The organism is Pseudomonas sp. FG98 (assembly GCF_057808595.1).
Genome location: NZ_JBMDIJ010000062.1, coordinates 1 through 14245, shown reverse-complemented (window position 1 = coordinate 14245; position 14245 = coordinate 1). Strand labels below are relative to the sequence as shown.

Here is a 14245-nt window from a genome sequence, read left to right as displayed (position 1 = left end):
AGCCGGACTAGAAATCAGGCCCTTCTGGCCAGCGCCAGTTGCGGCGGCGGCACCTTGAGCTTGCCCGCCGCCTTCAGCGCCACCTTGGGCTTGCCCAGGGCCACCACGCTGTTGAGCAGGATCCGCACCAGCTCGGTCTGTCGGCGAACACCAGTCTTGGAGAAGATCGAACGCAGGTGGGCCCGGGCGGTATTGCGGCGGATATTCAGCTCTTCCGCCGCCTCCTCCAGCGACAGACCGTTGGCCAGCTCCATGGCCAGCGCCGTCTCGGCCTTGGTCAGGTTGAACAATTGCTTGGTCACCAGTTCGCTGGCCAGGGACTTGCTCGCCGCGTCGCGGATGTACACCAGCGCCGCTGGCTGGCCCTTCTCTTCCGCCCAGTCCAGGGACGGGATCGGCTCCACCACCAGGCCCAGGTTGACCAGCCCGGACGGCCGGGTCACCGACATGGCCTCGGCGCTTTTCGGCGCGTCCGGGGCGAAGGCGCCGCGGATCAGTCGCTGCAACTCGCGGTTGTCGCTCGGGTAGGTCGCCTCCAGGCGCCCGCCTACCAGCTTGAGGCCGTCGGCCTGGGCCAGCAGGTCCTGGGCCACCGGGTTGACCCGCAGTACGCTGCCGTTTTCATCGAGCACCAGGGTCGCCACCGACAGCCGGCTGATGGCCTGGGAATAGAGTTCGCTGAGGGATTCGCTGCGATCAAGCAGATTGTGGATCTGCATGCCCCGGCGCAGGTGCGGCAGGAACATCGCGCACAGCGCCCGGTCGTGCCGGGAAAACGCCGGCGCGCGCTTGGGCCGGGTAATGCGCAGGCGCAGCTTGCCGCCGTCCGGGGTGGAGATGTCGGCGCCCATGACGTGGTACACGTCCTGCGGACCGCAGAACATCTTGAAGTAGGCCGACTGCTCCCACTGGCCCGGGCTGAGCACGTCGTCCACGGTGAACACGTAGTCCAGCGGCTGGTTGGTGAACGGCGTGTGGGTCTGCGGGTAGGTCATGTAGCTGACCTCGCCGGCCCCCTCGATATCGCCGACGATGATCATCAGGCCCATGTCCGGCTGGTCCGGCACGCGCAGGATCAGGGTCACGTAGTTGGCGTCGTAGAGGTCGCGAAAGCTGGTCAGGGCGCGGGCCATGCGCTTGGGGTCGATGGCGCCGTCGTAGACTTCGCTGACCAGCCGATCGTAGCCGGCCAGGTCCAGGCCCAGCGCATCCAGGCCTTCCTGGGTCAATACAGGATTTTCCACCGTCTTCTCCTCGCTCGGGTCAGGCCGTGGCCTGCCGTTGTTGTTTTTATAGATTCGGCTTCAGGGGCAAGGCCCCCGGGAAACGCAGGTAACGCAAGGTCGTTCAGTCTCGCCAATGTCCTCCGGCGCCCACAATAGGGCGCGCCCTGATCTCGCTGCCTATCGGATATGCGGTGCTGCCGCTTGCTTCTTCAGGCGCAACTCGCCGCGCAGCACCTCGATGGAACGGTCCTCCCGCGCCACCAGCGGCCGGCCGCGGTTGAACCAGGCGGCCAGGGCCGGCAGCAGGAAGATCGCACCGAGCACGTTGACCAGGAACATGAACGACAACAGCACGCCCATGTCGGCCTGGAACTTCAACGGAGCGAAGGCCCAGGTGCAGACGCCGATGGACATGGTCAGCGCGGTGAACACCGCCGCCGTGCCCCGTTGGCACATGGCCTGGTAGAAGGCCTGGCGCAGATCGGCGCCGGCTGCCATCTCGTGCTGGATGCGTTCGTACAGGTAGATCCCGTAGTCCACCCCGACCCCTACGCCCAGGGCCATCACCGGCAGGGTCGCGACCTTGAGGCCGATGCCCAGCAGGGCCATCAGGGCGTTGCACAGGATCGCCACGATCGCCAGCGGCACCAGGATGCACAGCACCGCGCGCATGGACAGGAAGGTCAGCCAGCAGAACAGCGCCACCGAACCGAACAGCGCCGCCAGCATGATCACCTCGGCGCGCTTGACCGCCTCGTTGGACGCTGCCATCACCCCGACGTTGCCGCCGGCCAGGAGGAACTCGACATGGGGCGTGGAGACCTGGCCGATGATGCGCTTGGCCTCGCTGATGGCATGGCTGATGGTGGCGCCCTCGTGGTCGGCGAGGAACACCAGGATCTGCATCTGCTGGCAACCATCGGTGACCAGCCCGTCGTCGGGCATGTAGGCGCGGGCGCCCTGGCTCAGGCCACGGGACGACCCGGGAATCGCCGCCCAGCGCGGATTGCCTTCGTTGTTGCCGGCGATCACCCGCTTGCCCATGCCGGCCACGCTCTGCACCGACTGCACGCCCTGCACCGCGCGCATATGGAAGTCGAAGCCCTCTACCGCGCGCATCACTTCCGGACTCAGGCAGCCCTCCTCCACATCGTGGGCCTGGACAAACACCGCCAGCACATCGAGGCCGATGGAGTAGCTGCCGATGATCCGCGCGTTGTCCTGGTTGTAGCGCGAGTCGGCGCGCAGTTCCGGGGCACCGGCACCGATATCGCCGACCGCCAGCTCGCGGGCCTTCCAGGTGCCGGCGGCGAGCAGCAGCAGGCTCAAGGCGAACACCGCCAGCGCCGGGCCCGGCTCGCCCAGGGCCGACAGGCGCCACCAGAGGGCATGCCGGCCCTGCCCGGCACTCTGTTCGCGGTGCAGCAGGCCCCGCTCCAGGCTCAGCCAGGAGAGGATGATCGGCAGCATCAGTTTGTTGGTGATGATCATCAGCATCACACCGACGCAGGCGGTCACCCCCAGCTCATGGACGATGGGAATGTCGATCAGCATGATCACCGCGAAGCCCAGGGCGTTCATCAGCAGGGCCAGGGAGCCGGGAATGAAGATCTTGCAGAAGGCCGTGCGCGCTGCCTGCAACGAGGTAGCACCGGCCACCACGTCCTGTTTCCAGGCATTGGTCATCTGCACCGCATGGGACACGCCGATGGAGAAGATCAGGAACGGCACCAGGATCGACATCGGATCGATGCCCAGGCCCAGCAGCGGCAGCAGGCCGAGCAGCCAGACCACCGGCAGCAGAGCTACCAGCAGGGCGACCACGGTCAGGCGCAGCGAGCGCGAATACAGCCACAGCAGCAGGCCGGTGATGACGAAGGCGATGGCGAAGAAGCCGATCACCGTGGTCAGGCCCTCCACCACATCGCCCATCAGCTTGGCGAAGCCGACGATATTGATCTCGATCTGGTCGCTGGAGTACTTCTGCCGCACCTCTTCCAGGCGCTGGGCGATCTGCGTGTAGTCCACCGGCTTGCCGGTGCGTGGGTCGAGGTCCTGCAGGTCGGCGCGGACCATGGCGGATTTCAGGTCATTGGCGATCAGCCGGCCAACCTGCCCGGAGGCAGCGGCATTGCTGCGCACCTGGGCCAGGTCCTCGGGGGTGCCACTGAAGCGCGGCGGCACCACCACGTCGCCGTAGAAGCCTTCCTCGGTGATTTCGATGTAGCGCACGTTGGCGGTGAACAGCGAGGTCACGCTGGGACGGCTGACCCCGGAGATGAAGAACACATCGTCGGTGACCTTGCGCAGGGTGTCGAGGAAAGCGGCGTTATAGATATCGCCCTCGCCTTTCCAGCGCACGCTGACCAGGAAGCGGTTGGCGCCGGTGAAGTACTGGCTGTACTTGAGGAAGTTCAGCATGTAGGCGTGGCGTACCGGGATCTGCTTGTTGAAGCCCGGATCCAGCTGGGTGTTCAGGGCGCTGTAGCCCAGTCCCAGGCTGAGCAGCACGAACAGTGCCAGCAGCCCCTTGCGCCAGGCCATCAGCCAGTTCGCGATTACCTCGACGCAGCGCGCCACCCATTGTTTGACCTGGTTCATTGCCCGCCTCTCGTTGGCCTTTGACTGGATAGTCGGGCCAGGGGGCTGGGCGGGCATCGTCCAAATGGGGTAATTGCTGTGCTCTTGAGGCCCTCATCGCCGGCAACGCCGGCTCCCACAGGTATCGCGTGCACCGCTAAAACCTGTGGGAGCCGGCATTGCCGGCGATGAGGCCAGTACAGCCAACCCGTCAGTTCAGGTCTTAATACCCGCTGACCTGATCCGGCAGGATCACATGGTTGTCCCGGGCATAGTCATCCCAGACTTTCTTCAACTCGGCGACCTTCTGCGGCTGCTGCGCACTGAGGTCATGCCGCTCGGCCAGGTCGTGGCCAAGGTCGAACAACTGCCATTCGCCATTGCCCCAGGGCTTGGGCATGTGCACCAGCTTCCAGTCGCCCTTGCGCACGAAGCGCTTGCCGAACAGCTCGCCGCCAGTAGTGCGCTCGGCTGCCCTGGCGCCCTTGAGCAGCGGCAGGATCGAGGTGCCGGTCATCGGCGTGACCTCGCGGCCCTGGTAGCTCGCCCCCGGCTGCTTGACCCCGGCCAGCTCCAGCAGGGTCGGGGCGAAGTCCTTGACGCTGACCAGTTGATGCAGCTGCTTGCCGTCGGCAGTGACACCAGGAATACGGATGATCCCCGCCGTGCGCGTGCCGCCCTCGGTGGGGAAACCCTTGAACAGGCTAAGGGTTGGCGCCGCCACCCGCGACCAGTTCGGGCCGAGGAAGGTATAGGAGCCGGGCTTGCCCATGTGCTCGTAGCTGAAGTCGTTGGTCTCGTCGATCACCTTGCGGATCTTCGGGAACAGGTCCGCCGGCCAGGTTTCATCGAGGTCGTGGCCTTCGGCGCCGTTGTCGGACATGAAGATGACGATGGTGTTTTCGTACAGGCCGTTCTTGCGCAGGTAATCGAAGACCCGGCCGGTGTTGACGTCCATCTGGTCGATCATCGCCGCGTAGATTTCCATGGCCCGCGCTTCGCGCTGGCGCTGCTCCGGGGTCAGGCTGTCCCAGGCGCGGCCCTTGGGCGAACGCGCGGCGGCTTCGGCGTCGGCCGGGATGATGCCCAGCGTCTTCTGTCTGGCCAGGCGTGCTTCGAGCAGGGCATCGAAGCCGGCGTCGTAGCGTCCGCGGTACTTCTCGATGGCCGCATCCGGCGCTTGCAGCGGCCAGTGCGGCGCGGTGAAGGCGAGCATGCCGAAGAACGGCCGGCCGGTGTCCTTGTCGGCGGCGATGTAGTCGATCATGCGCTCGGCGTAGTACTGCGAGGAGTAGCTGAAGTCCGCCGGCAGCTTGTCCAGGCGCTTGCCGTCCTCGGCATAGGGCGCCTTGGCCTCCGGAGTCGGTGCGTAGGCCGGCTTCATGTCCGGGTAGTGGCTGGCACCGCCACTGAGCAGACTGAAGGAGTGCTCGAAACCACGCTGGTCCGGGCCGGTCTGGGCCGTACTGCCCAGGTGCCATTTGCCGCTCAGGTAGGTGTCGTAGCCGGCATCGCGCAGCAGCGAAGCGATGGTCACCGCGCGCTCGTTGAGGTAGCCCTCGTAGCCTTTCTTGCCCTCCTGGTTGGGCGAAGTCTCCTCGGCCATGTTGCCCAGGCCGACCTGGTGCGGGTCGGCACCGGTCAGCAGTGCGGCGCGGGTCGGCGAGCAGGCCGGCATGGCCTGGAAGTTGGTCAGTTGCACCCCGGACGCCGCCAGGGCGTCGAGGTTGGGGGTGTCGATCTCGCTGCCGAAGCTGCCGAGGTCGCCGTAGCCCATGTCGTCGGCCACCACCAGCAGGATGTTCGGTTTGGCCGGGTCGACCGAGGCCGCCTGGGCCTGGCCCAGTGCCGCCGTCAGGCCGATCACCGCGGACAGCGCCGTGGGGAGGAAGGGAGCGCGCATGAGGAAGGTCCTTGTTGTAGTTGGAATAAGTCTGGGAAGCCGCAGACGCGGCAAAAGTCATCAGAAGGCGAAGGACACCACCATCTGGCTGTACAGGTTCAGGTCGTCGCTACCCTGCTGTGAACCGCCCTGCTCCGCGCTTTTCTGCGGTTTGTACAGGCCGACCAGCGGGCTGATGGTGAACTGCCCGACGGTCCAGTCCAGGTACAGGTCCAGCTCCCGGGCAGCCAGGTCGCCCTGGCGCTTGTCGAGGCTGGAGAAGTCGAACAGCAGCACGCCCATGGCCACGTCCGGATGCGGGGTGAGGCCGAGGCTGGCCATATGGATCACCGCATTGCGCTGGAACGGCCCCGCGTAATTGGCCGCCACCTCGCCCTGGAACCAGGTGCCATAACCGCGGCTGAAACCGCTGAACAGCGGATCGTAGTCTTCGGAATAGCGGCTGTAGCGGTAGCCGACGCGCGGTTGCCAGGGCAGGTCGGAGAAGGTCCAGCCGGCTTCAGCGTACCAGGCGTGCTCGTCACCGAGGCGCTTGGCTTCATGGGCGTACTCGAAGGACAGGAACAGGTCCTTGACCCCGGCATTACCCTGGGCACGCAGGCTGGTGATATGCAGGCCATCGCGCTGGGCGCTGAACGGGTTGGCGAGTTTTTCATCGACGCCCAGGCCCTTGACGTAGGTGAGGCCCACCGTGCCTTGCGGCGCGACATGCTCCAGCACGGCGATGCCCAGTTCGGGCTTGGCCTTGAGCTCGTTGTCGGATTTCACCCAGATCAGGTCGCCGCGCCAGCCCTGCTGGCCGCCTAACTTGAGCCAGGCGGTGCGGTCGAAGGCATTGCGCGCGGTGAGGTAATAGGCACCGCCACGATCGACGCTGCCGTCGGCGATGTTGTTGCCGACACTGAGGCCATCGCCGTTGATGATGAAGCCGTCACCGACCTTGACCTTCTGGCTGCCGGCGGAAAAGTCCACGCCATCCTTGCCCAGGGCCGCAAACAGATCACCCGAGCGCCAGCCGGCGTAGGCCCGGTCCACGGCGGTGCGGCGTTCGCTGCCGTCGGTGTAGCCGGCAGCATCGCCGTCGCCCCAGGTGCCGTTGCTGACGACGTTGAATTCCCCGTACAGGGACGAGTTGCCCGCCAGACGCGTGGTGCCGCTCAGGCCGTAGCGCAGGAAGGCTTCCTGCCAGGCTACCGAACCCGGGGCGATAGGCCCGCCCTGGTTGTAGCTTTCGTCGCTATGAAAGAAACCCAGGGCGCCCTGGACATTCAGTTTCAGTGTGGAGTCCGCGTCGGAGTACAGCTCGTAGGCCGAGGCGCCAGTGGAAATGGCACTCAGGGCCGCGGCCAGTATGGAGCCATGGCGAAACCTGTTCACATCAATCCCCTTTGTTCTTGTCGTAAGGATCTGATCCATCTGGATCGAGGGGGATTAACTCATTCGAGTGGTCAGGTTTTCTTGTCTCTCTGTGCCGGGGCAGTTGCAGGTGCCTGCCACAAGCTGGTGCACCAGCCCCGGCTGCGACACTCCGCCGCACCCCACCCCAGCTGTCGGCGGCCCCCCGAAACCCAGTAGAATTCGCCGCCCCTTTTTCGCCTCATCGCATCGAGCAGCGACAACCCCAATAAAAACCGGCAGCCACGGTCCGCAATGGTCCGGCTGAACATGCGCGCGCGTCCCGAGGGTGTCTGTCCGCTATTCAATCGATTTTCGAGGTACGTATGTCTCCGCGTTTGCTGGCGATGGCGCTGGCACCCCTGCTCGGGCTGTTCATCATGGCCCTGGGCAACGGCTTCCTGTCTTCCCTGACCACCCTGCGTCTGGACGAAGCCGGCGAATCCGCCACCATGATCGGCTTCGTTTCTTCTGCCTATTTCATCGGCCTGACCCTCGGCGCCGTGTTCAACGACCGCCTGATCCTGCGCATCGGCCATATCCGCGCCTACGGCAGCTTCGCCTCGCTGATCGCCGTGACCATCCTGCTGCAGGGCCTGTTCGTCGATACCTGGGGCTGGATGGTGCTGCGCCTGATCAACGGCTGGGCCACCGTCGGGGTGTTCCTGGTGATCGAAAGCTGGCTGCTGATGGCCGGCGATACCAAGGTGCGCGGCCGCCTGCTGGCGCTCTACATGATCGCCTTCTACGGCGCCGGGGTGCTGAGCCAGGCGGGCCTCGGGGCCCTGGCCGGCTGGGGCGATACCGCGCCGTTCATGGTCGCCGGCATGCTGGCGTCGCTGTCGGTGCTGCCGATCGTGATCCTGCCGCGGGTCTCGCCGATCCTCGAACATGTCGAGCCGTTGCGCCCACGCCAGCTGCTCAGCGTGACCCCGACCGGCCTGGCCGGCTGCTTCGGCTCCGGGGTGACCATCGCGGCGGTCTACACCTTGCTGCCGCTGTACCTGCAACGCATCGGCCTGGATGTCGGCGAGGTCGGCCAGATGATGGCCTGGGTGATCCTCGGCGCCATGCTCCTGCAATACCCGGTGGGCCGCTGGTCCGACCGCAAGGACCGCCAGGACGTACTGATCGCCCTTGGCGCGCTGTGCGTGGTGCTGTCGCTGGTGATCGTGCTGCTGCCGTCCAACTCGGTGTTGCTGCCAGTCATGCTGTTCCTGCTTGGCGGTGGCGTGTTCGCGGTGTACCCGGTCTCGGTCAGCCACGCCGCCGACCGTGCCCCGGTGGAGGCCCTGGTGCCGATGATCCAGGGCATGCTGCTGATCAACTCGCTGGGGTCGGCGCTGAGTCCGCTGGCGATTTCCCCGGTGATGAACAGCTATGGCGAGGCCGGGCTGTTCTGGGCCTTCGCGGGCGTCAACCTGGCCATGGTCGGTTTCTTCGTGCTGCGCCGCGGCAAGCGTCCGGTGCCGGCCAACCCGGCGCCGTTCGTGCCGTCGGCGACCTTCTCGCCGACCGGCGCCGAACTGCGGGTCACCGACGACCTGCGCGTTGCTGCCCAGGAGCACCCGCCGGTTCCCGAGTGCAGCAACGCGCACTCCCCGCCCGTGCCCCGCGCCGGCGTGGAATAAGCGTCTACACTGCGGTTCCCGGAGTATTTCCAGAGGACCACCGCAGTGTCTAGAAAACCCTCCCTGCTGGCCGGCGCCTTCGCCCTGCTGGCCCTGACCGGCGCCGTCCAAGCGGCGCCGCTGTCGATTCACTCCACCTCGTTCGACGACGGCGGCACCATCCCCCTGGCGCAGATCGGCGCCGACACCAATTGCGGCAAGGGCCAGGAGCGCTCGCCGCAAATCAGCTGGAAGAACCTGCCGCAGGGCACTCGCTCGGTGGCCCTGGTGATGTTCGACCCGGACGGTGCCAAGGGCCTCGGCGTGATCCATTGGGTCGCCTACAACATCGATGCAGGTCGCGGCGAGATCGCCGAAGGGGTAAGCGAAGGCATTACCATCGGCCGCAACGTCAAGGGCGCCACGGCCTATCGCGGCCCCTGTCCGCCAGCGGGCGACAACCCCCACCACTACGCCCTGACCCTGATCGCCAGCGACCTGGCGCCGGATGCCCTGCCCGAAGGGCTCGACCGCGATGGTTTGCTCAAGGCCCTGCAAGGCCATGCCTTGGGTGGACAAAGCATCATCGGGCGGTACGGGCACTAGACACCTGTAACTAAAGGTTGCCATCTGCCGGCGCTATATAGAATGCTGTACAGCGAAAACACCCAAGAGCCCTGATATAGAGAGCCGCAGATGACCACCGCCGTGTATCCCAAGGAAGCCACTGGTGCCGCCTACGCACTGGATTTGATGAACTACGCCCAGGCCCGGACCTGGGAAGCCGTCGACGCGATCGCCGCCGTGATCCGCCCGGGCATGACCGAAAAGGAAGCCACCCAACTCGGCAAGCAGATCCTCGTCGACCTGAACATGGAGCGCATCTGGCACCCGCTGCTGGTGCGCTTCGGCGCCAACACCCTGAAAGCCTTCAACGAGCGCTCCGAGGGTGATCCGGTGCTGGGCGAGAACGACATCTTCTTCATCGACATGGGCATCGTCTGGAAAGGCCACGAGGGCGACGCCGGCGCCACCTTCACCGTCGGCGACGACCCGGAGATGATCGCCTGCGCGGCGGCGGCCAAGACCCTGTACCAGCGGGTCGAGGCGCACTGGCGCGAATCCGCCTGCACCGGCGTCGAACTCTACGACTTCGCCCAGCAGCAGGCCGAAGCCATGGGCTGGAAGCTCAACCTGGATATCAAGGGGCACCGGGTCAGCGATTTCCCCCATGCCATCTACCGCGCCGGCGACCTCGGCGACTATGACGGGCAGCCGAACAAGGGCCTGTGGATCCTGGAGATCCAGATTGCTCATCCGAGCAAGGCCTATGGGGCGTTCTATGAAGATCTGTTGGCCTGACCCGGAGCAGCCACGATGACCACTGATGTTCTGCTGTTTTCCTACGGCACCTTGCAGGACAAGGCCGTGCAACTGTCCAGCTTCGGCCGTGAACTGCACGGGCAGGCCGATGCCCTGGTGGGCTTTCGCCAGGACTGGCTGGAAATCACCGACCCGCAGGTGCTCGCCACCAGTGGCAAGACCCACCACCCCATCGTCCGGCACAGTGGCGTGGACAGCGACCGGGTGCCCGGAACCGTGTTCACCATCACTGCACAGGAACTGGCGGCGGCCGATGCCTATGAGGTAGCGGACTACCAGCGGGTCAGCGTCACGCTGTTGTCCGGAGCCCAGGCCTGGGTCTACGTGAAAGCCTGATGACCCGCCACGACCCCGAAGCGCTGATCCTGTCCAGCTGGCAAACCAATGCCGAGCCCTGGATCAGCGCCGTGCGCGAAGCCCGCATCGAAAGCCGCCGACTGGTCACCGACCGGGCGATGCTGGCGGCGATCGAAGCCCGACGACCGCGCACGATGCTGGACCTGGGCTGCGGCGAAGGCTGGCTGTGCCGGGCGCTGCGCGATCGCGGGATCGCCACCTGGGGCGTGGATGCCACGGCCGGGCTGGTGGAGTCGGCGCGGCTTGCCGATCCCTCTGGCGATTACCAGTGCCTGGGCTATGCCGGCCTGATCGATGCACCGCCGCAGCGCAAGGTGGATCTGGTGGCTTGCAACTTCTCGCTGTTCGGGGCCGAGGAACTGGGGCGCCTGCTTGCGGCCTTGCCGGGGTTGCTGGAGCGACCCGGTCATCTGCTGATCCAGACCCTGCATCCGCACGTCGCCTGTGGCGATGCGCCTTATGTCGATGGCTGGCGCGAGGGGTCGTGGGCTGGATTCGATGCGGCCTTTCGTGAGCCGGCGCCGTGGTATTTCCGGACACTGGAGAGTTGGGTGAGGTTGCTGGGTGAGTGTGGTTTTGGCGTTGATGAAATTCAGGAGCCGCTGCATCCGGTTACCGGGCGGCCGGCTTCGTTGTTGCTGGTTGCGAGGTTGAGGTGAGTGGGGATTGCGTAACGGCTGAGAGGTGCATGCCGTTGTTTTTCTAGCGTTCTTGAGATCGAGCGCCGCCCGCGCGGCGCATCGCGGCGGTCCGGCGTCCCGGTGAATCCGCTCCTACATTTGTTGCAACGTACCTATGTCTGTTAGGCCATGGTTGCCCGCCTTGTTGGTACGACGTGGTATCGAGTCGAGCTCAACAGCTTCCCCGCGATGAATCGCCGAACACCAAAGGCTGACAAAGGAGATCGCACAGGCCATGGCGCGTTGCAACAGACGTGGGAGCGAGCTTGTCGGGGCGCCGAACCGTCGCGAAGCGCCGTGCGGACGGCGCTCGATCTCAAGAACGCTGCAAGGATCAAGGCAAGCACATGGCAGCCCTGCTGCAAATTCCTGACAGCCACTCGCCGCTCCCCCTTACACTATCCGGCCGTGCAATCCCGCCATAGAGGCCTTTCATGACCCAGCAAGACATCACCTACATCCCCGACCCGGACCCGGAATCGATTTCCTCCGATGTGACCGGCTTCAACGGCATCCTGATGTCGACCCAGATCCCCACCCGCGCCGATGGCAGCCTGGAACTGGGCGACATCACCGCGCAAAGCGAATGCACCCTGCAGGCGCTGAAAGTAGCCCTGGAAAAAGCCGGCAGCTCGATGGAGCGGGTGCTGCACCTGACCATCTACCTCACCGATATGGCCGACCGCGCCGCCTTCAACGAGGTGTACCAGCGCTTCTTCAGCAAGCCCTGGCCGGTGCGCGCGGCGGTAGGCGTGGCCGAGCTGGCGGTGGAAGGGATGAAGGTGGAAGTGACCGCAATGGCGGCCAAGGGCTGATTACACACAAGTCCTTGTGGGAGCTGGCTTGCCAGCGATGACGTCGGTGAATTCACTGCCGCTATCGCTGGCAAGCCAGCTCCCACAGGGTCCGCGTCGCATTCCCTGCACCACACGGCAGCATTCGGATGCCCCCCGGCCATTTCGCCGCTACAATGCGCGCCTTGACCGTGAAACAGCCCGAAAAAAAACATTATGTCCTTGCCCAAGCATCACCTGGAATTGCTCAGCCCTGCCCGCGATGTCGCCATCGCCCGCGAGGCCATCCTGCACGGCGCCGACGCCGTGTACATCGGCGGCCCGAGCTTCGGCGCGCGGCATAACGCGTGCAACGAGGTCAGCGAGATCGCCGAGCTGGTGAAGTTCGCCCGCCGCTACCATGCGCGGATCTTCACCACCATCAACACCATCCTCCACGACAACGAGCTGGAGCCGGCACGCAAGCTGATCCACCAGTTGTACGATGCCGGCGTCGATGCGCTGATCGTCCAGGACCTGGGGGTGATGGAGCTGGATATCCCGCCGATCGAACTGCACGCCAGCACCCAGACCGATATCCGCACCCTGGCCAGGGCCCGCTTCCTCGACCAGGCCGGCTTCTCCCAGCTGGTGCTGGCCCGCGAGCTGAACCTCAAGGAAATCCGTGCCATCGCCGACGAAACCGACGCGGCGATCGAGTTCTTCATCCATGGTGCCCTGTGCGTGGCCTTTTCCGGCCAGTGCAACATCTCCCACGCCCAGACCGGGCGCAGCGCCAACCGCGGCGACTGCTCCCAGGCCTGCCGCCTGCCCTACACCCTCAAGGACGAGAAAGGCGGCGTGATCGCCTATGAAAAGCACCTGTTGTCGATGAAGGACAACAACCAGAGCGCCAACCTGCGCGCCCTGGTGGACGCCGGCGTGCGCTCGTTCAAGATCGAAGGCCGCTACAAGGACATGGGCTATGTGAAGAACATCACCGCCTACTACCGCCAGCGCCTCGACGAAATCCTCGAAGACCGCCCGGACCTGGCCCGCGCCTCCAGCGGCCGTACCGCGCACTTCTTCGTGCCGGATCCGGACAAGACCTTCCACCGCGGCAGCACCGATTACTTCGTCAGCGAGCGCAAGATCGACATCGGCGCCTTCGACTCACCGACCTTCACCGGCCTGCTGGTGGGCAACGTCGAGAAAGTCGGCAAGCGCGACATGCAGGTGGTCACCCATGAGCCGCTGTCCAACGGCGATGGCCTGAACGTGCTGGTCAAGCGCGAGGTGGTGGGCTTCCGCGCCAATATCGCCGAGCTCAAGGGCGAGTTCGATGAAGAAGGCGAGAAACGCTACCGCTACCGGGTCGAGCCCAACGAGATGCCGGAGGGCCTGTACAAGCTGCGCCCGAATCATCCGCTGAGCCGCAACCTCGACCACAACTGGCAGCAAGCACTGCTCAAGACCTCGGCCGAGCGCCGCGTCGGCCTGTCCTGGGTCGCCCGCCTGCGCGAGGACGGCCTCGACCTGACCGCCACCAGCGAGGAAGGCGTCAGCGCCAATGCCCGCCTGGACGGTCCGTTCGGCGTCGCCAACAAGCCGCAGCAGGCCCTGGAGCAACTGCACGACCTGCTTGGCCAGCTCGGCACCACCCAATACCACGCCACGGCGGTGGAACTGGATGCGCCGCAAGCCTTCTTCATCCCCAACTCGCAACTCAAGGCCCTGCGCCGCGAGGTGATCGAGGCCCTGACCGAGGCGCGCATCGCCGCTCACCCACGCGGCGGGCGCAAGGCGGAAACCACGCCGCCGCCGGTCTACCCCGAGTCGCACCTGTCGTTCCTGGCCAACGTCTACAACGAGAAGGCCCGGGCGTTCTATCACCGTCACGGGGTGGAACTGATCGACGCGGCCTACGAGGCCCATGAGGAAGCGGGCGAAGTACCGGTGATGATCACCAAGCACTGCCTGCGCTTCTCCTTCAACCTGTGCCCGAAACAGGCCAAGGGCGTGACCGGCGTGCGCACCAAGGTGGCGCCGATGCAACTGGTGCACGGTGACGAAGTGCTGACCTTGAAGTTCGACTGCAAGCCGTGCGAGATGCACGTCATCGGCAAGATGAAGAGCCATATCCTCGACCTGCCGCAACCCGGCAGTGCCATCGTCGGCCATATCAGCGCCGAAGACCTGATGAAGACCATTCCGCGCGGGCCTCATTGAGACTGCGTGGCATTCCTTGCTTAAGCTCTTGCGTCGCTCCTGAAGCGACGCGGACCCTGTGGGAGCGGGTTCACCGGAACGCCGGGCCGCCGCGATTGCAGTAGTGGAT

General features: G+C 65.4%; 11 protein-coding genes. 7 read left to right on the top strand and 4 right to left on the bottom strand.

Annotated features, from left to right (window positions below):
- Positions 1-14 precede the first annotated feature (14 nt).
- The 4 genes from ACODSK_RS25005 to ACODSK_RS24990 all read right to left on the bottom strand — a co-directional run bounded on the left by ACODSK_RS25005 (position 15) and on the right by ACODSK_RS24990 (position 7086).
- Positions 15-1244: a helix-turn-helix transcriptional regulator gene (locus tag ACODSK_RS25005; protein ID WP_489019773.1), complete on the bottom strand. Its 1230-nt coding sequence runs from the start codon at positions 1242-1244 to the stop codon at positions 15-17.
- Positions 1245-1403: 159 nt separating this feature from the next.
- Positions 1404-3827: an efflux RND transporter permease subunit gene (locus ACODSK_RS25000; RefSeq protein ID WP_489019772.1), complete on the bottom strand. Its 2424-nt coding sequence runs from the start codon at positions 3825-3827 to the stop codon at positions 1404-1406.
- A 202-nt stretch (positions 3828-4029) separates the two neighbouring features.
- Positions 4030-5709, bottom strand: coding sequence for an arylsulfatase (locus ACODSK_RS24995; protein ID WP_489019771.1), 1680 nt, complete (start codon positions 5707-5709; stop codon positions 4030-4032).
- A 60-nt stretch (positions 5710-5769) separates the two neighbouring features.
- Positions 5770-7086: an alginate export family protein gene (locus ACODSK_RS24990; RefSeq protein ID WP_489019770.1), complete on the bottom strand. Its 1317-nt coding sequence runs from the start codon at positions 7084-7086 to the stop codon at positions 5770-5772.
- 344 nt (positions 7087-7430) lie between these two features.
- On the opposite strand from ACODSK_RS24990, the gene ACODSK_RS24985 reads away from it, so the two are divergent.
- The 7 genes from ACODSK_RS24985 to ACODSK_RS24955 all read left to right on the top strand — a co-directional run bounded on the left by ACODSK_RS24985 (position 7431) and on the right by ACODSK_RS24955 (position 14136).
- Positions 7431-8735, top strand: a complete 1305-nt coding sequence (locus tag ACODSK_RS24985; protein ID WP_489019769.1) for an MFS transporter — start codon at positions 7431-7433, stop codon at positions 8733-8735.
- Between the two features lie 45 nt (positions 8736-8780).
- Complete coding sequence (locus ACODSK_RS24980) at positions 8781-9320, top strand: YbhB/YbcL family Raf kinase inhibitor-like protein (protein WP_489019768.1); 540 nt, start codon at positions 8781-8783, stop codon at positions 9318-9320.
- Between the two features lie 90 nt (positions 9321-9410).
- Complete coding sequence (locus ACODSK_RS24975; protein WP_489019767.1) at positions 9411-10076, top strand: M24 family metallopeptidase; 666 nt, start codon at positions 9411-9413, stop codon at positions 10074-10076.
- A 15-nt stretch (positions 10077-10091) separates the two neighbouring features.
- Positions 10092-10433, top strand: a complete 342-nt coding sequence (locus tag ACODSK_RS24970; protein ID WP_489019766.1) for a gamma-glutamylcyclotransferase family protein — start codon at positions 10092-10094, stop codon at positions 10431-10433.
- Complete coding sequence (locus tag ACODSK_RS24965) at positions 10433-11113, top strand: class I SAM-dependent methyltransferase (protein WP_489019765.1); 681 nt, start codon at positions 10433-10435, stop codon at positions 11111-11113. The genes ACODSK_RS24970 and ACODSK_RS24965 overlap by 1 nt, the downstream gene beginning before the upstream one ends.
- A gap of 455 nt (positions 11114-11568) precedes the next feature.
- Positions 11569-11949 (top strand): RidA family protein, encoded by a 381-nt coding sequence (locus ACODSK_RS24960; RefSeq protein WP_489019764.1) that lies wholly within the window; start codon positions 11569-11571, stop codon positions 11947-11949.
- Positions 11950-12144: 195 nt separating this feature from the next.
- The gene (locus tag ACODSK_RS24955; protein ID WP_489019763.1) at positions 12145-14136 is read left to right on the top strand and encodes a peptidase U32 family protein; all 1992 of its coding nucleotides are present in this window, start codon (positions 12145-12147) and stop codon (positions 14134-14136) included.
- The last annotated feature ends 109 nt before the right edge of the window (positions 14137-14245 follow it).